Here is a 21,801-nt window from a genome sequence, read left to right as displayed (position 1 = left end):
GAAGAGGTCTTAACCGGGCATCTTCGACAATACCTCTGAAACGCCCATCACCACGCGGCGTCCGCGCGTTCCCGCAGGTCCGCGAGGGCAGCCCCGACGGCCTCCACGGCCCGCTCGTCGCCCACCCGGCGCAGCACCGCGAGCGCGGCCCGGTACTCCCGGTCCGCCTCGTCGAAGCGGCGCTGCGCGGTGTGCGCCTCGGCCACCCGGGCGAGCAGCCGGCCCTCGGAGGCGTGGTCCCCGAGGGCCTGCCGCAGCCCGAGCGCCCGGCCGTACCAGTCCGCGGCCCGCACCGCGTCGCCGAGCGCCCGGTGGCAGTTGGCGGCGCTCTCCAGGGCCCGGGCGCACAGCGGTTCGTCGTCGGCCCTGCGGGCGTGCTCCAGGGCGGCCCGGTAGTGGACGGCGGCCGGGGACCAGCGGCCGGCCGAGGCCTGGAGGTCGCCCAGGTTCAGCAGCGCGGCCGAGGCCCGGCGCGGGCGGCCGTTGCGCTCGGCGACGGTCAGCACCAGCTCGTGCAGCCGGTACAGGTCGATGGGGGCGGCGGCCCCGGTCAGCGGCAGTGTCCGCAGCAGCGCGGTGACCAGCCGCCCGGCCGAACCGTCCAGGTCCCCCTGGCCGATCGCGTCGGCGACAGCCCCGAGCAGCAGCTCCCGTTCGCCGAGCAACCACTCGCGGGCGTGCGCCGCCGAGCGCAGCCGCAGCGGCGCGGGCAGCGGCTCCGGAGCGGGGCCGGCCGCCGGGTCCAGCAGCGCGCGGGCCGACTCGGTGAGCCGGACCAGCCGCTCCAGCAGCCGGGCCCGGGCCAGCTCGGTCTCGGCGGGCCGATCCTCCTGCTCACGCAGCCGGACCAGCCGGGGGTAGAGCCGCCCGGGCACCCGGTAGCGCGGGGTGCCGTCGGCGGCGGGCGCCTCCTCGCCGAGCAGTTCCCGCTCGGCCAGCGTGGCGAGCGTCACGGCGGCGTCCGGCACCGGGCAGCCGACCAGGGCGGAGGCGGTGCGCGGGTCGGCGGTCTGGGCCGGGGCCAAGGTGAGGGTGCGCAGCATCCGCGCCTGGGCGGCCGGCAGTCCGCGGTACACCAGGGTGAACGCACCGAGCAGCGGGTCGTTGTCGGGGACGGGCACCGGCTCGGCCGGCCCCGGACCGGGCTTCACCCAGGTCGCCGGGTCACCGGCCGACTCGGTCACCGCGCCGGCGGCCGCCACGACGGGCTCACCGGCCCGGCCCTCGACCGCCCTCCGCGAGAGCGGCGTCCCCGGAACCGGCGTCCCCGTGAGATCCCGCACACCCGCGACGGGCCCCGCCGCCCCGGCAGACCGTACGGGCCCCGCCGCCCCGGCCGCGGGAGCGCCGGGAGGCTTCGCCCCCCGCTCCCCCTCCTTATTGTTCTTCCCCGCTCCCCTGCCCTGCCCCTTCCCCTTCGGGGTCCCCGCCCCGGCCCCCGTCCCCTTCTCTCTCACCACCGCCGCCATGGCCTCGACGGGCGCGACGGGCGCAGCAATCGCGGCGGGCTCCGCGGAGCCCCTTCCCACCACCGTCTCCTCCCCCACCACCCGGTTGAGCTCGCGCGCCGCGTCCGTGACCGCGATCTTCGGGTTCCCGCGCAGCCACCCCGCCATCAGCCGCAGCGCGGCCGGCCGGGCGGCGCAGGCCTCGGCCAGGTCGGCCCCGCCGACCGGGTCGCAGGAGATCCGGGTGCCGCCGAGCAGGTCGGCCAGCAGCTCACCGGAGGCCGGCCGGTCCAGCCCGCCGAGGATCACCGGGTCGATGTCCTCGATTCCGGTGAGCGGCCCGGCCGTGGTGGCGAGCACCAGGCAGCCGGGTTCGTCGGCCAGCAGCGGCCACACCTGTCCGGCGTCCCGGACGTCGTCCAGCACGAGCAGCACCCGCAGCCCCGCGAGCGCCTCGCGGAGCGCCACGCAGCCCGGCTCGTCCCGCCCGTCCTCGCCAGCCCCGGGCAGCGGCACGGCGGTCTGCGGGTCGAGCTGCTCCAGCAGCAGTCGGGCGGCCCGGGCGGGCGGCATCCGGCCGCCGTCCGGGGCGGACAGCCGCACGAAGAGCACGCCGTCCGGATAGTCGGCGGCGACGGTACGGGCGAAGCGGGCGGCCAGCGTGGTCCGTCCGGAGCCGGGGCGCCCGGCCAGCACCAGTACGGGGCAGCGCCCGCTCGCCGGGCGGGCGGCGGCCGCCCGCAGCGCGGCCAGTTCGGCGCGCCGTCCGACGAACAGCGCGGGCCCGGCCGGCAGCCGCTCCAGGCCCGGGACGGCCCCGGCGGGCGTGCCGGGGCCGGGGTCCATCGTCGCCGTCTTCCTCGCCACCCGTGCCACTCCCGATGTCGTCCCGCGCTCGGCATCCGACGCTCGGCATCCGGTGCCCCGCCTCCGGAGCTCGCCCGGAGCCCAGCGGAGGCGGCCCGGGGCGGGCGCCCTGTCTGCGAAGCGTAGTTCGACCGTCCGGCTCAGCCGAGGTGACATCCGGTCGTACGAATCCGCAAATCACCCCAACGACTCAACGCACGGACCCGGTCGCCCCTCGACCGGCCCCTCGGCCGGCCGCCCGACCGACCCGGCCCGGCCCGGCCCCGGTCTGCCCGGACCCGACCCCCTCAGGCCTCGAAGGGCCGGGCCGGCCACGGCGAGTCCGCCGCGCGCAGCGCGTCCAGCCCGTCCGGGCCGGTGAGCGCGGCGTGCACCGCGAGGGTGCCGGTGATCAGCGTCGGGTTGTGCAGCCTCCCCGCCTGGATCAGCCGGATCAGCTCCGGCACCGGCACCCAGGCGACCTCGATCTCCTGCTCCTCGCCCTCGGCGGCGTAGCGCTCGCCCTCGGCCGGCGCCAGGTCGGTGGCGAGGAACATCCGCAGCGCCTCGTCGGTGCCGCCCGGGGAGGTGTAGTAGTCGGCGAGGATCCGCCAGGTGCCGGCCTTGCAGTACGCCTCCTCGTACAGCTCGCGCTGCGCGGCGTGCCACGGGTTCTCGCTGGGGACGTCGAGCAGGCCGGCCGGCAGCTCCCACAGACGCTGGCGCACCGGGTGGCGGTACTGGCGCAGCACCAGCACCCGCTGCTCGTCGTCCAGGGCGAGCACCGAGACGGAGCCGGGGTGGGTCTGGTAGTCGCGGCGGGCCCAACTGCCGTCGGGCATCCGGACCTCCTCGCTGCGCACCCCGGTGACCTTGCCCTGGAACGGCGTCCCGCTCGCCCGGACCTCCCACTCCTCGGCCACGTCGAAGATCCCCTGGCGGCCCTGCTCGTCCATCGCTCTCCCCTTTTCGTCAGTACGACACAATCTAACGCCGGACGGCGGCCCCGCGGGAATCGCGGGGCCGCCGTCCGGTGAGCGACCGCTGTCGACGACGACGGCCGACTGCGGCGAGGGAGAACTACTTCGAGGCCGCGGTCTTGATCTCGATGGCCGCCTTGACCAGGCCCGCGAACAGCGGGTGCGGGCGGGTCGGACGGGACTTCAGCTCCGGGTGGGCCTGGGTGGCCACCAGGTAGGGGTGCACCTCGCGCGGGTACTCGACGTACTCGACCAGGTCGCCCTTGGGCGAGAGGCCGGAGAACACCAGGCCGGTCTTCTCCAGGTCCGCGCGGTAGGCGTTGTTGACCTCGTAGCGGTGGCGGTGGCGCTCCTCGACGTACTGCTCGCCGCCGTAGACCTCACGGACGATCGAGCCCTCGGCGAGCTTGGCCGGGTACAGGCCCAGGCGCATGGTGCCGCCCAGGTCGCCCTTGCCGTCGACGATGGCCAGCTGCTCGGCCATGGTGGAGATGACCGGGTGCTTGGCGGCGGCGTCGAACTCGGTGGAGTTGGCCTCCGGCAGGCCGGCCAGGTTGCGGGCCGCCTCGATGACGACGCACTGCAGGCCCAGGCACAGGCCCAGCAGCGGGACCTTGTTCTCGCGGGCGTAGGTGATGGCGCCGACCTTGCCGTTGACGCCGCGGTCGCCGAAGCCGCCGGGGATGCAGATCGCGTCGACGTCGCCGAGCTGCGCCTGGGCGCCCTCGGGGGTCTCGCAGTCGTCCGAGGTGACCCACTTGATCTCGACCCGGGCGTTGTTGGCGAAGCCGCCGGCGCGCAGCGCCTCGGTCACCGACAGGTAGGCGTCCGGCAGGTCGATGTACTTGCCGACCAGGGCGACCTTCACGATGTGCTGCGGCTCGTGGACGCGGCGCAGCAGGTCGTCCCAGGTGGTCCAGTCGACGTCGCGGAACGGCAGGTCCAGGCGGCGCACCGCGTAGGCGTCCAGGCCCTCGCCGTGCAGCACCTTGGGGATGTCGTAGATCGACTTGGCGTCGATGGCCGCGACCACGGCCTCCTCGTCCACGTCGCACATCATCGAGATCTTGCGCTTGATCGCCTGCGGGACCTCGCGGTCGGCGCGCAGCACGATCGCGTCGGGCTGGATGCCGATGTTGCGCAGCGCGGCGACGGAGTGCTGGGTGGGCTTGGTCTTCAGCTCGCCCGAGGGGCCGATGTACGGCAGCAGGGAGACGTGCACGAAGAACACGTTGTCCCGGCCGACCTCGTGGCGGACCTGGCGGACGGCCTCCAGGAACGGCAGCGACTCGATGTCGCCGACGGTGCCGCCGACCTCGGTGATCACCACGTCGACGTCCTCGGTCGCCATCCGGCGGATCCGGGACTTGATCTCGTTGGTGATGTGCGGGATGACCTGGACGGTGTCGCCCAGGTACTCGCCGCGGCGCTCCTTGGCGATGACGGTCGAGTACACCTGGCCGGTGGTGACGTTCGCCGAGCCGTGGAGGTTGGTGTCCAGGAACCGCTCGTAGTGGCCGATGTCCAGGTCGGTCTCGGCGCCGTCGTCGGTGACGAACACCTCACCGTGCTGGAACGGGTTCATGGTGCCCGGGTCCACGTTGAGGTACGGGTCGAGCTTCTGCATCGTCACGCGCAGGCCGCGGGCCTTGAGCAGCGCGCCGAGGCTGGAGGCGGTGAGCCCCTTTCCGAGAGAAGAGGCGACACCCCCGGTGACGAAGAGGTGCTTGGTCGTCACGGCGCGGCCGTTCGCTGCCTTGCCGGAATGGGGCTGTGCCAAGAGGGGGCTCCCGTGGGTCGCGTGTCGAAAGTGACGTGGGCGGGAGGCTCGGGGTTCGCCGGGCGACGGGAGGCCGGCGCGGTGCGCGGCGCTCTTTGGGTCGTCGGTTCGGCTGGTCCGGGGCGTTTTGATCCCGCCGGTCCACGGGATACCAGGGTAACAGTGACGCGGACCGGACGCCGTTCGGGCCGCGCGCGCCGCGCCGGGAGCGCGCGCGGGGCGCACCACCGGCGCATCACACGCCGCTCGTGTCACACCGGTCGCACAACCCACCGGACCGGGCCAGGGCGCGCCATCCGTCCGGACCATTCCGGCTCCTCCGGCCGGACCAGCCGGAGGTGATCCTTCCGGACCATCCTGCGCCGCGTCCTCACGATGCACGGCATTTCCGCCGAATTGCGGCGCCACACCGGGCTGCGTCCGCGTGCTTCGCCCCTTTCGTCCGTCGTAAGCTGCACGGACGCATCGCCGACAGCACGAGCACGCGGAGGGCGTGGGAGGGTCAGGACACTCCCGGTCCCCGATGCGCGACCGGACCTCCCCGTATTCCCGCTCATCCCCACCCACTCCAGGGGCTCGACCGAGCCCCGCGGACACTCCAGCAAGGCCCGCCACCACCCCGGCAGGCCGGACGTCCCGGGGTGGACCTCCGGCCCCGCAGACCGCTCGCTCCCTCCGCTCGCCGATGCCCTGACCACATTGCGAACTGGAGATCCACGTGGCCGGCCGTATCGAGGACTACGCACTCATCGGGGACATGCAGACCGCTGCCCTGGTCAGCAGGGACGGGGCGGTGGACTGGCTCTGCCTTCCCCGCTTCGACTCGCCGGCCGTGTTCGCCGGCCTGCTCGGCACCGATGAACACGGTTTCTGGCGGATCGGCCCGGCCGAGGCCGTCCTGACCGAGGTCCCCGCGCCGGCCGCCACCACGCCCCCCAGCGGCACCGGCCGGATCCGCATCGCCGACACCGCCGACCTGCGGGTGCCCCCGCCCACCGCCGCCGCGCCCGCCCTGCCCGCCGACCGCCGCCACTACAGGGGCGACTCGCTGATCCTGGAGCAGGAGTGGGACGCCCAGGGCGGCACCGTCCGGGTGATCGACTTCATGCCGCCGCGCCCGCTGGCCGGCAAGGACGCCGTCCCCCAGGTGATCCGGATCGTCGAGGGCGTCTCGGGTACCGTGCGGATGCGCTCGGCCCTGCGGATGCGCTTCTCCTACGGCCGGGTGGTGCCCTGGGTGCACCGCGTGGAGCAGGCCGACGGCGGCCACCGCACCGTCGCCATGGCCGGCCCCGACTCGGTCTGGCTGGACGGCAAGGCCGAGACCTACGGCCGCGACCTCACCACCTACGCCGACTTCACCGTCACCGCCGGCGAGCGGATCGCCTTCGCCCTCACCTGGCAGGCCTCCCACCTCGACCCGCCCAGGCCCCCGGACGCCGAGGAACTGCTCGACGCCACCGCCGACTTCTGGCACGAGTGGGCCGACCAGTGCACCTACCAGGGCCCCTACCGCGAGGCCGTGATCCGCTCCCTGATCACCCTCAAGGGCCTCACCTACGCCCCCACCGGGGGCATCGTCGCCGCCCCCACCACCTCCCTCCCGGAGGACATCGGCGGCGAACGCAACTGGGACTACCGCTACACCTGGCTGCGCGACGCCGCCATCACCCTCTCCTCCCTGCTGCGCACCGGCTACCGCGAGGAGGCCCGCGCCTGGCGCGAGTGGCTGCTGCGCGCCGTCGCCGGGGACCCGGAGAACCTCCAGATCATGTACGGCATCGCCGGCGAGCGCGAGCTCACCGAGTCCTCACTGGACTGGCTGCCCGGCTACGAGGGTTCCCGGCCCGTCCGGGTCGGCAACGGCGCCGCCGGACAGCTCCAGCTCGACGTCTACGGCGAGGTCGTCGAAGCCCTCCACCTCGCCCACATGACCGGCCTGGTCCGCAACGACCACGCCCACCACCTCCAGCTGCGCCTGATCGAGTACCTGGAGGACCACTGGCAGGAGCCGGACGAGGGCATCTGGGAGGTCCGCGGCCCGCGCCGGCACTTCGTCCACTCCAAGGTGATGGCCTGGGTCGCCGTCGACCGGACCATCAAGCTGCTGGAGCAGGCCCCCGAGGACGAGCCCTCCGACGGGCACCTGGAGCGCTGGCGGGCGCTGCGCGCGCAGATCCACGCGGACGTCTGCGAGAAGGGCTACGACCCGGAGCGCAACACCTTCACCCAGTACTACGGCGGCCGGGAGCTGGACGCCTCGCTGCTGCTGATCCCCCAGGTCGGTTTCCTCCCGCCGGATGACAAGCGGGTGATCGGCACCATCGAGGCGATCCAGCGCGAACTGTCCACCGAGGACGGCTTCGTGCTGCGCTACCCGACCCACGACGAGTCGGGCAACAACGTCGACGGTCTCTCCGGCCACGAGGGCGCCTTCCTGGCCTGCTCCTTCTGGCTGGCCGACGACCTCGCCATGATCGGCCGGGTGCAGGAGGCCCGCGAGCTGTTCGACCGACTGCTGGCGCTGCGCAACGACCTGGGCCTGCTCGCCGAGGAGTGGGACCCGCGGCTCAAGCGGCAGGTCGGCAACTTCCCCCAGGCCTTCAGCCACGTCCCGCTGATCGACACCGCCCTGCGGCTGACCGCCTGCGGCGCCGCGTACCTGTCCGCCCAGCCGGACGGTCCGGCCGCCGACCGGGTCGAGCGGGCCACCGTCTAGCGGGCGACCCTCCGGCCGGCCACCGTCGGCCGGCCACCATCCGGCCGGCCACCGGCGACGGTCCGCCCGGCGCGGACCTACCCTCGCTGCACCAGCTCGTCGTAGGTGCTGAGCACCTGGGCGACGGTGGCGGCCTCGTCCGGCCAGGTCTCGGCCTGCTGCCGGCCGGCCGCCACCAGGTGCTCGCGGCGGGCCGGGTCGGCCAGCAGTGCGCGCACCGCGCGGCCGAGCGCCGCCGGGTCGCCGGGGGGCACCAGTTCGGCGGCGTCGCCGACCAGTTCGGGGATGCCGCCGACGGCGGTGGCGACCACCGGCACGCCGGCCCGCATGGCCTCCTGCACCACCAACGAGCGGGCCTCCCAGCGGCTGGAGACCACCACGACGTCGGCGGCGGCCAGCAGGTCGGGCACGTCGGTGCGGTAGCCGAGCAGCCGCACCGGCAGCTTCTCCGTGGCCACCCGCTCGCGCAGCGCACCCGCCTCCGGACCGTCCCCGGCGAGCAGCACCAGCGGCTCCGGGTCCAGCGTGGACAGCTCCCGGGTGGCGTCCAGCAGCAGCCCGAAGGCCTTCTGCGGGACGAGCCGGCCGACCGCCAGCACCAGCGGACGGTCCGGGCCGCCGCCGAGCAGTTCGGCGCGCGCCTCGGCGCGGCCGAGCAGGCCCTCGGGCATCGGCGGGGCGGACACCGGGCCCAACCGGGCGTCGGTTGCGCCCAGTTCGCGGGCCCGGGCGACCAGGTCGGAGGAGGCGCCGAGGACCAGGTCGGCGGCGCGCGCCACCCGGCGCTCCATCAGCCGCTGCAGCCGCCGCTCCAGACCGGTGGCCAGCAGCGCGTGGTGCGAGGTGACCACCAGCGGGGTCTCCGGGCGCAGACCGGGGAAACGGCCCGCGGTGCGCAGCGCCAGGTCGGACAGCAGGCCGGCGCGCAGCCCGTGGGCGTGCACCACGTCGGCGCCGGTGAAGGCCCGGCGCAGCTCGCCGATCGCGGTGGCGTCGCTGCGGGCGCCCGCGGTGGGGGTGATCTCGACGGTGTGGAACCTGGCGCCCGTACGGGAGAACCCGAACAGGGCGTCCGCACCGGCCGGCGCGCAGACAGTGACGTTCACGCCGTGCGCGACCAGGCCCTGGGCCAGGGAGCGCACGTGCGCACCGATGCCGCCGCTGCTGGCGGCCAGGACGAGTACCACCTGCAGCTGCCCCGGTTCGGGGACGGCCGCGGTGGCCCGGGCGGCGGAATGGTCCACGTCGTCTCGCATCCGACTCGATCGGGTTCGCGCGCCGCTTCGCGAGGATTGCCCGCCGGGCGGCGCTCGGGGCTGGGAAGCCAGTGTCCAGCCGCCACCATGCCAGGTCGGCGGCCCTCTTGGACAGTCGGCGCCACCGGGCGCGTCGCCGACGTCCGAGGGGCCGCCGGCGGCCGCTACCGGCGGCGCGGGGCGCGGGCCGTGGCCAGCAGTTCCTCGGCGTGGGCACGGCCCAGTTCCGAGTCCTCCAGGCCGGCCAGCATCCGGGAGAGTTCGCGCACCCGCTCCTCGTCGTTCAGCACCTTGACGCCGCTGCGGGTCACGGTGCCGTCGTGGGTCTTCTCCACCACCAGGTGCCGGTCGGCGAACGCGGCGACCTGCGGGAGGTGGGTGACCACCACGACCTGGGCGGACTCGGCCAGCTTGGCCAGCCGGCGGCCGATCTCGACCGCGGCCTTGCCGCCGACGCCCGCGTCCACCTCGTCGAACAGGTAGGTGGGGACGGGGTCGGCGCCCGCGAAGACCACCTCGACGGCGAGCATCACGCGCGACAGCTCACCGCCGGAGGCGCCCTTGGCGATCGGGCGCGGCTGGGCGCCGGGGTGCGGGGCGAGCAGCACCTCCACCTCGTCCACGCCGTGGGGACCGTAGGCGACGGTGCGCCCACCGACCTCGATCCCGGCCAGGTCGTCGACCTGGCTGATCGAGAAGGTCACCCGGGCGTGCGGCATGGCCAGTTCGGCGAGTTCGGCGGAGACCGCCTCGGCGAACCGCCCGGCCGCGGCGTACCGGGCCCGGGAGACCTCGGTGGCCAGCTCGGCCAGTTCGGCCCGCAGCTCGGTCTCCCGGGCGCCGAGCTCGTCGATCCGGTCGTCGTCGCCGTCGAGCTCGGCGAGCCGGGTCGCCCCGGCCTCGGCCCAGGCGATCACCTCGGCGAGCGAGTTCTCCTCGCCGCCGTACTTGCGCAGCAGCTGGGCGAGCACGGCCCGGCGGTCCTCGACGGCGGCCAGGCGCACCGGGTCGGCGTCCAGGTCGTCCGCGTAGCCGGCCAGGTCGCCGGCCACGTCGGCGAGCAGGTAGCCGACCTCGTTGAGGCGGTCGGCCAGGGCGGCCAGCCGCTCGTCGTGGTGGCGCACGGCGTCCAGGGCCCGGCGGGACTGGGCGAGCAGGGTGCCCGCGTCCAGTGCCTCCGGGTCGACCGGGTCGCCGGCCAGGGCGGCGTGGGCGAGGGTCGCGGCGGAGGACAGCGCGTCGGCGTGGCCGAGCCGCTCGGCCTCGGCGGCCAGCTCCTCGTCCTCGCCGGCCACCGGCTCGGCGGCGGCGATCTCGTCCAGGCCGAAGCGCAGCAGATCGGCCTCCTGGGCGCGCTCGCGGGCCCGGGTGGTGAGCTCCTCCAGGGTCGCGGAGACCTCGCGCAGGGTGCGGTAGGTCTCCCGGTAGCGGGCCAGCGGCTCGGCCACCGAGGCTCCCGCGTACCGGTCCAGCGCGCCGCGCTGGCGGGCCGGGCGCAGCAGGCGCTGCTGGTCGGTCTGGCCGTGCACGGCGATCAGGTCCTCGCCGATCTCGGCGAGCAGGCCGACCGGGACGGACCGTCCGCCGACGTGCGCCCGGGAGCGGCCCTCGGCGGAGACGGTCCGGCTGATCAGCAGCGCGCCGTCGTCCAGTTCGGCCCCGGCCTCGATCGCGCGGGCCGCCACCGGGGAGCCGGACGGCAGTTCCAGCCGGCCCTCCACGACGGCGCGTCCGGTGCCGTTGCGCACCAGGCCCGGATCGGCGCGGCCGCCGAGCAGCAGGCCGAGGCTGGTCACGACCATGGTCTTGCCGGCGCCGGTCTCACCGGTCACGGCGGTGAAGCCGGGGGCCAGCTCGACCACCGCGTCGTCGATGACCCCAAGATCCCGTATCCGCATCTCGTCCAACACGGAGACGACCATACGAGGTTCCACCCCCGGCGCGCGACGAGCGGCAACGGCGCGCGGCAACTCCGTGCCCCGAAGTTCATCCCTTCCGGGAGTCCCCGGCGGGCACCGGCACCGTGCACCAGGGCAGGAAGAGCTGCACCATCGGGCCGATGGCCAGCGCGTACGCGACGGTGCCGACCCCGACGGTGCCGCCGAGCAGCAGGCCGACGGTGAGGACCGTCACCTCGATGCCGGTGCGGATCAGCCGCAGCGAACGTCCGGTGCGCCGGTGCAGGCCGGTCATCAGGCCGTCGCGCGGGCCCGGGCCGAGCCGGGCGCCGATGTAGAGGCCGGTGGCCAGGCCGTTGAGGGCGATCGCCGCGGCCGACAGCGCTATCCGCGCGGGCAGGGAGCCGGGGCTGCCGAGGGCCTCCAGGGTGAGGTCCATGGCCGCGCCGATCACCAGCACGTTGGCGACGGTGCCCAGGCCCGGGCGCTGGCGCAGCGGGATCCACAGCAGCAGGACGAGGGCGCCGCAGATCGTCACCCAGGCGCCGACCGAGAGCCCGACGGTGCGCTGCAGGCCCTGGTGCAGGACGTCCCAGGGGTCGAGGCCGAGACCGGAGCGGAGCATCAACGCCATGCTCGCGCCGTACAGGGCGAGGCCGGCGAACAGCTGCGGGATCCGGCGGCCCAGGGCTCGGGTGTCACCGAACACCCGAACGGCGAGGCCGGCGCCCGGGGCGGCGGCGACCGACGCGGCCGGTACGGGCGTGGCGGAGTCTGACGTCGGTGGCGGTGCGGTCGAGGCGGCGGTCGGCGTCGGCGGTGTGGTCGCGGTGGCCAATGGTGCTCCTGCGGTGGTGCTGCACCACCGGGGCTCCCGGTGGTGGCGGCCGGCCTGGCCGCCCTGCCATGATGGCCAGGCCAATACGACCCACTCCAGGGCCAATACCGAGCAAGTGGACTGATCGCATGGCCGACTGGCACACCACCGTCACCCCGCCCGCCCTGGCCCGGCTGCTCGCCACCGCCCGGCTCCCCGAGCCGGCCGCCGCCCGCCGCCCCGCCTACCGCACCCTGGCCGGACAGATCCGGCTGCTGGTCACCGAGGGCCGGCTGCCGGTCGGCGCCCGGCTGCCGGCCGAACGCGAGCTGGCCACCGCCCTGGCGATGAGCCGCACCACCGTCGCCACCGCGTACGAGACCCTGCGCGGCGACGGCTACCTGCGCAGCCGGCGCGGCGCCGGAAGCTGGACCGCCCTACCCGAGGGGGCCCCGCCGCCCAGCGAGGCGCTGCACCCCGTCCCGCCGGACGAGCAGGGCCGCGTCCTGGACCTCGGCGTCGCCGCCCCGCCCGCCCCGCAGCCCTGGGTCGGCCAGGCCGCCGCCCGGGCCGTCGAACAGCTGCCGCACTACACCGCCGGGCACGGCCACTACCCCACCGGCGTCCCGGTGCTGCGCGAGGCCGTCGCCCGCCGCTTCACCGAGCGCGGCCTGCCCACCACCCCCGACCAGATCCTGATCACCACCGGCGCCATGGGCGGCCTGCACCTGGTCCAGCGGGCGCTGATCGGCCGCGGCGACCGGGTCGCCGTCGAGGCACCCAGCTACGCGAACACCCTGCAGTCCCTGCGGCTGACCGGCGCGCGCCTGGTCCCGGTGCCGTACGCGTGGACTGCGCAGCCCTCCTGGGACCTCGACGAGTGGCGGCGGGTGCTGCGCGGCGCCGGCCCCAAGGTCGCCTACGTGATCCCGGACTTCCACAACCCGACCGGCGCGCTGATCGACGAGGAGCAGCGCCGCCGGCTGCTGGCCGCCGCCCGGGCCGCCGGGAGCATCGTGCTCGCCGACGAGACCACCGCCGAACTCGGTTGGGGCGTACCGCCGTCCACACCGCTGCCGCGCCCCATGGCGGCACTGGACCGCTCCGCCCAGGTGGTCACCGTCGGCTCGGCGGGCAAGCTGCTCTGGGGCGGGCTGCGGATCGGCTGGGTCAGGGCCGCGCCCGCGCTGGTGCGCCGACTGGCCACCGAGCGGGTCTACAGCGACGTCGGCACCCCGGTACTGGACCAGCTGATCGCCGCCGAACTGCTGGGTGAGCTGCTGCCCGACGTCCGGGAACACCAGCTGACCCGGCTGCGGGCCACCGCGCGGGCCTTCGCCACCGCCCTGCCCGAACGGCTCCCCGGATGGAGCTTCACCATGCCGTCCGGCGGCCTGTCCCTGTGGGTCTCCACCGACGGCCTGTCCGGCGCGGCACTGGCCCGGGCCGGGGAGCGCGGCGGGGTCCGGATCGCCTCGGGCAACCGCTTCGGCGCGGACGGCGCCTTCGAGCACCACATCCGCCTGCCGGTCACCGTGCCCGCCGCGACCGTCCCCGCCGCCGTCGAACGCCTCGCCGCCCTGGCCGCCCACGCCGCGAACGGAGGACGGCTCGAAGCGGCCGACGAGACCCAGACACTGGCGGTCTGACGGTCAGTCAGCGCCCGGTGCGTGCCCCCGGCCGGGTGAACGGCCGTGGCGCGCACCGGATTCGGCACATGTGTACGGGCGTCGGCCCGCCGTACGGCCGCCGACCGGCGCTAGTGGTGGTCCGCCCGGCCGCGCCAACCCGTCACCGGCAGAGCGAACTTGGCCACCAGCCGGTCAGTGAACGGCGCCCGGTGCAGTCTGGCCAGCCGCACCGGCGTCCGACCCCGGCGGACCTCCACCCGTGCCCCGGCGGGCAGTTCGACCGAACGCCGCCCGTCACACCAGAGCACGCCGTGCGGGGTCTTGGGCTGCACCTCCACCGCCAGCACCGACTCCGGCGAGGTCACCAGCGGGCGGGCGAACAGCGCGTGCGCGGAGATCGGCACCATCAGCAGCGCCTCCACCTCCGGCCACACCACCGGCCCGCCACCGGAGAACGCGTACGCGGTGGAGCCGGTCGGCGTCGCGCACACCACGCCGTCACAGCCGAAGTTGGAGACCGGACGGCCGTCCACCTCGGTCACCACCTCCAGCATCCGCTCCCGGGACGCCTTCTCGATCGAGGCCTCGTTCAGCGCCCAGTCCTCGTGCACCACATCGCCGTTGGTGCGGACGATGACGTCGATCGTCATCCGCTCCTCGACCTCGTAGTCGGCGTCCACCACCCGCTCGACCACCACGGCCAGGTCGTCCCGCTCGGCCTCGGCGAGGAAGCCCACCCGGCCCAGGTTGATCCCGAGCATCGGCAGCCCGTGCGAACGCGCCAGCTCCGCCCCGCGCAGCAGCGTCCCGTCCCCGCCGGCCACCAGGATCAGCTCGCAGCCGTCCGCCGCCCCGGGGCCCTCGGACACCTTCTCGACGCCCTCCGGCAGATCCAGGTCCACCGCCTCGGCCTCCAGCAGTCTGATCCGGAGCCCCGCCTTCAGCAGCCCGTGCACCAGACCCTCGACGCTGCGCAGCGCCGCCTCCCGGCCGGTGTGCGCGATCAGGAAGACCGTACGTTCTTCATCGCTCATGCCGCTGCCCTCTCCCTAACGCCTGCCGGGTCGCCCTTGGCCCCGGTGCGGCCGCGCCATACGACATGACGCGCCGGACGCTCGCAAGGCACCCTACCGGGGCCCCTCCGCCACGGCCCGGTCCGCCTCCGCGGGGTCCAGCTGCGGAGCGTCCCGGCGCAGCCAGAGGAAGTACTCGACGTTGCCGGACGGCCCCGGCAGGGGGCTCGCGGTGACCGCGCGCACGCCCAGCCCGAGCTCCCACGCCTGCCCCGCGACCTGGCGCACCATCTCGGCGCGCAGCTGCGGGCTGCGCACCACCCCGCCGCTGCCCAGACGCTCCTTGCCGATCTCGAACTGGGGCTTGACCATCAGCACCAGGTCCGCGTCCTCGGCCGCGCAGGAGGCGAGCGCCGGGAGCACCAGACCCAGCGAGATGAACGACAGGTCGCCCACCACCAGGTCCACCAGGGTGCCGCCGATCAGGTCCGGGGTCAGCTCGCGCACATTGGTGCGGTCCATCACCGTGACCCGCTCGTCGCTCTGCAGCGACCAGGCGAGCTGCCCGTAACCGACGTCCACCGCCAGCACGTGCGCGGCCCCGGCGCGCAGCAGCACGTCGGTGAACCCGCCGGTGGAGGCCCCGGCGTCCAGCGCCCGGCGGCCCTCGACCACCAGGCCCTGCGGCACGAAGGCCGCGAACGCGCCGGCGAGCTTGTGGCCGCCGCGCGAGACGTAGTCGGGGTCGTTGTCGTCCTTGGCCACCACGACCGCCGCCGAGGTCTCCACCTGGGTGGCCGGCTTGGTCGCGGTGGTGCCGCCGACGGTCACCCGCCCGGCGGCGATCAGCTCGGACGCGTGCTCACGCGATCGGGCCAGCTTGCGGCGGACCAGTTCCGCGTCGAGTCGGCGTCGTGCCACTGCCACTGGTGTTTCAGCTCCTACGGATCCTGCGGGTCATTCCTGGTCGAGCGCGGCCAGTGTGTCGACGAGCCGCTGGTGAACATCTTCGTACACCGCGACGTGTGCCTCGGCCGGGACCCCGTCCAAGGCCTCCAGCCGGGCCAGGCCCGCGTCCACGCCGGGGTGGCCGGTGGGCGCCGGCTCGATGCCCAGCGGCTCGGCATCCAGCGGCTCGGTGTCCCGTACGGGCTCGGTGTCCTGGACGGGCTCGGGAAAGCGGGAAGGCTCGGGCGGGCGGGCGGCCGCGGGCGGTTCACTCGTCGTGGGCATCGGGCTTCTTCGTGCTGGTGGCCTTGCGGACGGTGGTCTTCCTGGTCGCCGCACGCTTCGCGGGCGTCCCCGGCTCGGCCTCGGCCTGCTTGGCGGTGGCGGTCTTCTTCACGGTGGTCGTCTTCTTCGCGGCCGCCTTCTTGGCCGTCGTCCTCTCGGCTGCCGCCGTCTTCTTCGCCGCGCTCTTCTTGGCCGCGGACTTCTTGGCCGCGGACTTCTTCGCCGGTCCCTTCGCCGCAGTGTCCTTCGCGGCGGTGCTCTTCCCCGCGGCAGCGGTCTCCGGCGCAGCGGGGGCCTCCTCCTTCGGGGCCTGGGCGGCCATCGACCCCGGCGGGACCGGCGGTTCGACCTCGACCGGCTCGTCCACCTCCACCCGCTCTGCGACTATCGGCTCATCCGCCGTCCGGGCGGCCGACCGCTCCTCCTCGAACTCCCAACCGCGCCCGAACAGGTCGCCGGCCCGCGGCGCCGGCACCGGCTCCTCGGCCCCGTACGCCCCCGGCCCGGACGCGGCCGCCGGGGCTTCCTCCTCGACCTCACGCAACTTGGTCTCCAGGTACGCCAGCACCACGCCGACCTTGGTCACCTGGTCCCCGACCTTCTCGAAGACCTTCTCCGCCTCGTTGCGTGCCACGCCGACCGCCAGATCCACCCCGGCACGTCCGGCGGTGACCGCCTCCCCGGCCAGGGTCTGCAAGGTCTCCACGGACGGCGGGAACTGACCGCCCAGCCGGCGCTCGACCCCGGCGACATCGACCCCGGCCTTCTCCAGGATCGAGGTCGCCGTCCCGACGACCATCTTGCCGACCTCCTCGACCACCCCGGCGGCGGTCTCCACCACTCCCCGAACCGTCCTCGGCAGCATCCGGGTGCCTCCCAATCGCCTACGCGTGTCGCTCCGTCGCCCTCAGTACCCGGGCGCCGTCGCGGGCACCCCACTGACGACGCTACCGCCAAAACCCTCCTGAGGTACCGTGGCCCGCAGTCAGCACCGTAGCGACCGGGGGAGGGAGGAGCCGCCCCGTGGCGAACGCCGAGGAGTGCCGGGAGGCACTGGAGCAGCTCAGCCGGAACATGGCGAAGTCCACCGGCGACGTCCGCAAGGCCGCCGCCCTCGACCGCTCGCTCAGCTGCCGGATCACCGACCTCGACCTGACCTTCACCGGACAGCTGCGCGACGGCCGCATCCAGGACATGGTCGCCGCCCCCGGCCCCCCGGCCGAGAAGGCGGCGATCCGGCTCACCATGAGCAGCGACGACCTGGTCGCGATGGTCGACGGCCGGCTCAACTTCGCCTCCGCGTGGGCGAGCGGCCGGGTCAGGCTCGAGGCGGGCTTCCGCGACCTGCTGCGGCTGCGCACCCTGCTCTGAAACCGGCACCGCCGAAGCTGCCGTTCCCGGACCGGGCGCCGCCGAGCCGGGCCGGTCATCGGACCAGGGGCCACCGAGCCGGGCTCAGCCGGGGGCGGCCCCCGTCGACCGCGGAACCGTCCTCAGAACCCGAGATCGGCCAGCGCCTTACGGCCGTCCACCGGCGCACCGCCCGCGTCCAGCACCGTCCACGCCGCCGCGCACAGCGCCCGCAGGCCGTCCCAGCGGTCCCCGGCACCGGACAGCCGCAGCACGCCGGCCTCCACGCCCGCGACCACGCCACCGCACGCGAAGCCGCCGGCCACGGCCGTCACCTCCGGATGCGGGACGAGCAGTCCGCGCAGGTCCTCTGCCAGATACGTCGGCCGGTGCTCGACCGGGGCCGAAAGCAGCAGCTCCGGGACGGTCACGCCGGTGAACACCAGCAGGCTGTCCACGCCGCCGTTGAACGCGCCCTCGATGTCGGTGTCCAGCCGGTCGCCGACCACCAACGGCCGCTCCGCGCCGGTGCGCAGCACCGTCTCCCGGTGCATCGGCGGCAGCGGCTTGCCCGCCACCTCCGGCTCCACCCCGGTCGCCGCCTGCACCGCCGCCACCAGGGTGCCGTTGCCGGGCGCGATGCCACGGGCCCTCGGCACCGTCAGATCCAGGTTGGACGCCACCCAGGGCAGTCCGCTCTGCACCGCGTACGAGGCCTCCGCAAGGTCCGTCCACCCCACCGAGGGGTCGAAGCCCTGCACCACCGCGAGCGGCCCGTCGGCCAGCGAGCGGACCGCTACCAGGCCCAGCTCGGCCAGCGCCTCCTCCAGCCCGAGACCGCCCACGACCAGCACCTTCGAGCCGGCCGGCACCTTCTCGGCGATCAGCCGGGCGGCGGCCTGGGCCGAGTTGATCACGTCGGAGGGCTCGGCCGGGATGCCGAGCTCGGTCAGGTGCTCGGCCACCACCCGCGGCGGGCGGGAGGCGTTGTTCGTCACGTAGGCGAGCCGCATTCCGGCCGTCCGGGCGGCGTCCAGCGCCTCCACCGCGTGCTCGATCGCGTGCGCGCCCGTGTAGACCACGCCGTCCAGGTCCAGCAGCGCGGTGTCGTAGGCGTGGGTCAGCGGCCGCTCGCTGCCGCCGGGGGCGGTCCGTCGCACGGGGGTGGCCGTCTCGGTCATGGCTGCGCTACCTCATTCACTGCGTCGTCGTTCACTGCTGCGTCCGCTGCTGCGTCCACTGCGTCCGGGTCGCCGCATACGGGTCGCGTCGTCCGTGACGCACCGCGTCGTGCGTCAACGGCGTCCGCCCGGTCAGGCGCCGCCGTCGGTACCGGTGCCGGCACCGGTGTCGTCCACCGTTCCGCCGGCCGGGTCCCCGGCCCCCGCCGGAGGCTCCACGTACCCGGGTGCTCCTGGCAGCAGCGGGCCGTAGGCCCCCGCACGGGCCGCCAGGGTCGCCCGGGTCTGCCGCAGTGCCTGCCGGTAGTGGTCGGACTCCGGCCGCATCGCCACGGCCAGCGCCAGGTGCTCGGCGGAGGTCTCGAAGTCGCCCAGCCGGGCCGCCGCGACTCCCCACCCGAACTGAGCGTAGTCGTCCGCCGGGTCCGCCAGCGCCACAGCGCGGAAGTTCTCCAGCGCCGCCGCGTACGAGCCCGCGTCGAACTGGGCCCGCGCCAGCGCCTCGCGAATGCTGCGCGAGTGCGGCTCGGCCGCCACCGCCCGGGCGAGCAACTGCTCGGCGGCCGCCGGATGCCCCTGGGCCAGCAGCCGGGCTCCCCGGCGGAACCACTCGTACACGTCCCCGGCGGGCTCGCCGGAGCGGCTCTGCGGCGGCACCCCGCGGACCGGCACGCCGTCGCCCGGAGCGCCGTCACCCGGAGCCCCACCGACCGATGCGCCGTCGCCCGGTACGCCGTCCGGTACGCCGTCGGCCGGAGCGTCCCCGCGGGTGGCGCCCACCGGCCCGCCCGACTCGGCCGGGCCGCCGCCGTCCACCCGTTCCTGCCCGTCGTCCATGCCGTACCTCGCCCTCGGTCCCACACCCGCCCCACAACTCGGCGCGGGCATTCCGATCTCTCAACAACGCGTACCCGGTTACGATGCCCAGAATGAGCACACCCAGTGCAGAAGACGGAGTCGAGACTCCCGAGGGCGGCCCCGGCGATCCCGGGCACGTCGCCACCGCCGGCCTGTCCCTGTCCCCCTTCCGCGGCCTGCGCTACGTCCCCGACCGGGTCGGCACCCTGGCCGCGGTGACGTCCCCGCCGTACGACGTCGTGGACCCGGGCCGCCGGCTCGACCTGGAGACCGCCGACCCCCACAACGTGGTCCGGCTGATCCTGCCCAGGCCGGAGCCCGAGGACGCCGGCGACCGTCCCGACCGCGACACCCGCTACCGGCACGCCGCCCGGCTGCTGGCCGCCTGGCAGCGCGAGGGTGTCCTGGCCGCCGACCCCGAGCCCGCGCTCTACGTCTACGAGCAGCGGGTGCCGGCCACCGACGACTCCCCCGAACTGCTCCAGCGCGGCCTGATCGGCGCCCTCGCCGTGAGCGGCCGCGAAGGCGGCGTGGTGCTCCCGCACGAGGACGTGATGCCGCGGCCGGTCGCCGACCGGGTCGGCCTGATGCGCACCACCCGCGCCAACCTGGAACCACTGCTGCTCACCTACCGGGGCAACGGCGGCGCCTCCGGCGTGATCGAGCGAACGGTCGAACGCGAGCCGCTGCTCTCCACCGCCACCAGCGACGGGACCCACCACCGCCTGTGGGCGGTCACCGACCCGGCCGAGATCGCCGAGATCAGCCGCGACCTCGCCACCTGCCGGGCACTGATCGCCGACGGCCACCACCGCTGGGAGATGTACCTGCGCCTCCAGCGCGAGCACCGCCACCTGCCGCGCAGCCCCTGGGACCGCGGCATGGTGCTCCTGGTGGACACCGCCCGCTACCCGCTGCGGGTCCGCGCCATCCACCGCGTGCTGTACCGGCTGCCGGTGGCCGAGGCGCTGGAGCGGCTCGGCGACCAGTGGAAGGTCAAGGAGGTCCCAGGACCGCTGTCCGCCGCGCTCCAGGCCCTCGCCGAGCAGAAGCGGCACGGCGGCAACGGCTTCGTCGTCACCGGCGGCGACGGCGTCTACTGGCTGCTCAGCGAGCCCGAGGAATCCCTGCTCGACGCCACCGTGCCGCACGGCAGACCCGAGGAGTGGCGTCACCTGGACGCCACCGTCCTGCACGCCACCCTGCTCGACCACACCTGGCACGTCCCCGACGGCCCGGACGACATCGGCTACCTGCACACCGCCGTGGCCGCCGAACAGGAGGCCGCCCGCACCGGCGGCACCGCCGTCCTGCTGCACCCGGTCCGGGAGTCCGTGGTGCGACGGCTCGCCGAGCAGGGCGTCACGATGCCGCGCAAGTCCACCTCCTTCGGACCGAAGCCGGCCACCGGGCTGGTGCTGCGCAACCTCGCGCTGGGCTGACACCGCGCCGTCGGCCCGACCAGGCCCGAACGCCGTGAGGCCCTGCCGTTCCCGAAGTTCCGGGAACGGCAGGGCCTCACGGCGTTGACCGGGGAGCTGATCAGCTCTTGTCAGCGTCGGCGTCGGCCTTGACCTCGGCGGCCTTGGTCTCCTCGACCTCGGTCTTCTCGACCTCGGACTCCTCGGCCTTGCGGTCCTCGGCGTCCTGGGCGCGCTCGGGGACGACGCCGTCGAAGTCGTCGTCGATCTCGAGGTCGTCCTCGTCGTAGTACTCCTCGACGTCCTCCTCGTCCTCGAAGATCACGCGGTCGTCGGCGTTGTCGCCGCCACCGCGCTTCTTCGTCGGGGCGTCGACCGACTCGGCCTCATCCTCGTCCAGCTCCGGGTCGAGCGTGTCGGTGAACTCCACGCCGTCGATCTCGGCCAGCCGCTCCGAGGCGTTGGTGGTGCCGTCGGTGTCGGCCTCGGCGGCCTTGGCGAACCAGTCACGGGCCTCGTCGGCGCGGCCGGCCGCGATCAGGGCCTCGGCGTAGGCGTACCGCAGGCGAGCGGTCCACGAGTGCACGGCGCTGGAGGCCAGCTCCGGGCTCTGCAGCGTCACCACGGCGGCGTCGAACTGCTCCATGTCGGTGCGGGCACCGGCCGCCACCAGGCGCATCTCGACCTGGCCAGCCTTGTCCAGCTGCTTCACCTCGGGCTCACCGGCCATCGCCAGCGCCCGCTCCGGGCGGCCCAGACCGCGCTCGCAGTCGGCCATCACCGGCCACAGGTCCGCACGGCCGGTCATCCGACGGGCGGCACGGAACTCGGTCAGCGCCTCGGAGTACCGCTGCGTCATGTACGAGGCGAAACCGGCGGCCTCACGGACGGCGGCCACGCGGGAGGCCAGACGGAGCGCGACGCGCGAGTACTGGTAGGCCTCCTCCGGCTCGCTGTCGAGCAGGCGGGCCACCATCACCAGGTTGCGGGCGACGTCGTCCGCGAGGGTCTTGGGCAGGCTCTTGAGCTCCTGACGCACGTCCGCGTCCAGCTCAAAGCCGGTGACGTCCTCCGGGATCGGCAGACGCTTGACAGGCTCGTAGTTGCCCCGGCGGTCGTCGTAGTCCCGACGGTCACCGCCGCGGTCGTCCCGGTCCCGACGGTAGCCGCCGCCCTGGCGGTCGTCACGACGGAAGCCGCCACGGTCGCCACCACGGTCATCGCGACGGAAGCCGCCACGGTCACCGCCGCGCTCGCGGTTGAAGCCGCCGCCCTGGCGGTCGTCACGACGGAAGCCGCCACGGTCGCCACCACGGTCATCGCGGTCACGGCCGTACCCGCCCGACGGACGGTCGTCACGACGCGGACGG

At 74.8% G+C, this 21,801-nt stretch carries 17 protein-coding genes; 4 read left to right on the top strand and 13 right to left on the bottom strand.

Going from position 1 to position 21,801, the window contains the following annotated elements:
* Window positions 1-47: 47 nt before the first annotated feature.
* From ACWDBE_RS13305 to ACWDBE_RS13295, 3 genes are all read right to left on the bottom strand, one after another.
* Complete coding sequence (locus ACWDBE_RS13305) at window positions 48-2,315, bottom strand: AAA family ATPase (RefSeq protein ID WP_449807987.1); 2,268 nt, start codon at window positions 2,313-2,315, stop codon at window positions 48-50.
* A 287-nt stretch (window positions 2,316-2,602) separates the two neighbouring features.
* Window positions 2,603-3,250: an NUDIX domain-containing protein gene (locus ACWDBE_RS13300; protein ID WP_449807986.1), complete on the bottom strand. Its 648-nt coding sequence runs from the start codon at window positions 3,248-3,250 to the stop codon at window positions 2,603-2,605.
* Window positions 3,251-3,374: 124 nt separating this feature from the next.
* Window positions 3,375-5,054, bottom strand: a complete 1,680-nt coding sequence (locus tag ACWDBE_RS13295) for a CTP synthase (protein ID WP_392882748.1) — start codon at window positions 5,052-5,054, stop codon at window positions 3,375-3,377.
* A 718-nt stretch (window positions 5,055-5,772) separates the two neighbouring features.
* Between ACWDBE_RS13295 and ACWDBE_RS13290 the strand changes: the two genes are divergently transcribed.
* A complete protein-coding gene (locus ACWDBE_RS13290; protein ID WP_449789070.1) occupies window positions 5,773-7,773 on the top strand; it encodes a glycoside hydrolase family 15 protein in 2,001 nt (666 codons plus the stop codon).
* A 77-nt stretch (window positions 7,774-7,850) separates the two neighbouring features.
* Here the strand turns inward: ACWDBE_RS13290 and ACWDBE_RS13285 are convergent, their stop codons facing one another.
* The 3 genes from ACWDBE_RS13285 to yczE form a co-directional block, all read right to left on the bottom strand.
* Window positions 7,851-9,029, bottom strand: a complete 1,179-nt coding sequence (locus ACWDBE_RS13285; protein ID WP_449789071.1) for a glycosyltransferase family 4 protein — start codon at window positions 9,027-9,029, stop codon at window positions 7,851-7,853.
* Window positions 9,030-9,193: 164 nt separating this feature from the next.
* On the bottom strand, window positions 9,194-10,951 hold the full coding sequence (recN, locus tag ACWDBE_RS13280; RefSeq protein WP_449789072.1) for a DNA repair protein RecN: 1,758 nt from the start codon (window positions 10,949-10,951) through the stop codon (window positions 9,194-9,196).
* A 64-nt stretch (window positions 10,952-11,015) separates the two neighbouring features.
* The gene (gene yczE / locus ACWDBE_RS13275) at window positions 11,016-11,636 is read right to left on the bottom strand and encodes a membrane protein YczE (RefSeq protein ID WP_449789091.1); all 621 of its coding nucleotides are present in this window, start codon (window positions 11,634-11,636) and stop codon (window positions 11,016-11,018) included.
* 257 nt (window positions 11,637-11,893) lie between these two features.
* Here yczE and yczR point away from each other — a divergent pair, with 257 nt between their 5' ends.
* Window positions 11,894-13,393, top strand: coding sequence for a MocR-like transcription factor YczR (yczR, locus tag ACWDBE_RS13270; RefSeq protein ID WP_449789073.1), 1,500 nt, complete (start codon window positions 11,894-11,896; stop codon window positions 13,391-13,393).
* Between the two features lie 110 nt (window positions 13,394-13,503).
* Here yczR and ACWDBE_RS13265 read toward each other — a convergent pair whose 3' ends face one another.
* From ACWDBE_RS13265 to ACWDBE_RS13250, 4 genes are all read right to left on the bottom strand, one after another.
* Window positions 13,504-14,409 (bottom strand): NAD kinase, encoded by a 906-nt coding sequence (locus ACWDBE_RS13265; RefSeq protein WP_392882735.1) that lies wholly within the window; start codon window positions 14,407-14,409, stop codon window positions 13,504-13,506.
* A 93-nt stretch (window positions 14,410-14,502) separates the two neighbouring features.
* Window positions 14,503-15,309 carry a TlyA family RNA methyltransferase gene (locus ACWDBE_RS13260; protein WP_392922917.1) on the bottom strand — a complete coding sequence of 269 codons (807 nt, stop codon included), beginning with the start codon at window positions 15,307-15,309 and terminating at the stop codon, window positions 14,503-14,505.
* Window positions 15,310-15,345: 36 nt separating this feature from the next.
* Window positions 15,346-15,621: a hypothetical protein gene (locus ACWDBE_RS13255; protein WP_449807985.1), complete on the bottom strand. Its 276-nt coding sequence runs from the start codon at window positions 15,619-15,621 to the stop codon at window positions 15,346-15,348.
* The gene (locus tag ACWDBE_RS13250; RefSeq protein WP_449807984.1) at window positions 15,605-16,462 is read right to left on the bottom strand and encodes a hypothetical protein; all 858 of its coding nucleotides are present in this window, start codon (window positions 16,460-16,462) and stop codon (window positions 15,605-15,607) included. The genes ACWDBE_RS13255 and ACWDBE_RS13250 overlap by 17 nt, the downstream gene beginning before the upstream one ends.
* 182 nt (window positions 16,463-16,644) lie before the next feature.
* Here ACWDBE_RS13250 and ACWDBE_RS13245 point away from each other — a divergent pair, with 182 nt between their 5' ends.
* Window positions 16,645-16,992, top strand: coding sequence for an SCP2 sterol-binding domain-containing protein (locus tag ACWDBE_RS13245; RefSeq protein ID WP_449789076.1), 348 nt, complete (start codon window positions 16,645-16,647; stop codon window positions 16,990-16,992).
* A gap of 122 nt (window positions 16,993-17,114) precedes the next feature.
* Here ACWDBE_RS13245 and ACWDBE_RS13240 read toward each other — a convergent pair whose 3' ends face one another.
* Together ACWDBE_RS13240 and ACWDBE_RS13235 are read right to left on the bottom strand one after the other, a co-directional pair.
* Entirely contained in the window at window positions 17,115-18,152 is a 1,038-nt protein-coding gene (locus ACWDBE_RS13240; RefSeq protein ID WP_449807983.1) for an HAD-IIA family hydrolase, read from the bottom strand.
* 132 nt (window positions 18,153-18,284) lie between these two features.
* The gene (locus ACWDBE_RS13235) at window positions 18,285-18,989 is read right to left on the bottom strand and encodes a tetratricopeptide repeat protein (protein ID WP_449807982.1); all 705 of its coding nucleotides are present in this window, start codon (window positions 18,987-18,989) and stop codon (window positions 18,285-18,287) included.
* 92 nt (window positions 18,990-19,081) lie between these two features.
* On the opposite strand from ACWDBE_RS13235, the gene ACWDBE_RS13230 reads away from it, so the two are divergent.
* Complete coding sequence (locus tag ACWDBE_RS13230) at window positions 19,082-20,452, top strand: DUF1015 family protein (RefSeq protein WP_449789079.1); 1,371 nt, start codon at window positions 19,082-19,084, stop codon at window positions 20,450-20,452.
* 100 nt (window positions 20,453-20,552) lie between these two features.
* Here ACWDBE_RS13230 and ACWDBE_RS13225 read toward each other — a convergent pair whose 3' ends face one another.
* The gene (locus tag ACWDBE_RS13225; protein WP_449808158.1) at window positions 20,553-21,515 is read right to left on the bottom strand and encodes a hypothetical protein; all 963 of its coding nucleotides are present in this window, start codon (window positions 21,513-21,515) and stop codon (window positions 20,553-20,555) included.
* Window positions 21,516-21,801 lie beyond the last annotated feature (286 nt).

It is taken from the genome of Kitasatospora sp. NPDC001132 (genome assembly GCF_053598415.1).
This window is presented reverse-complemented; position numbering and strand designations above follow the sequence as displayed.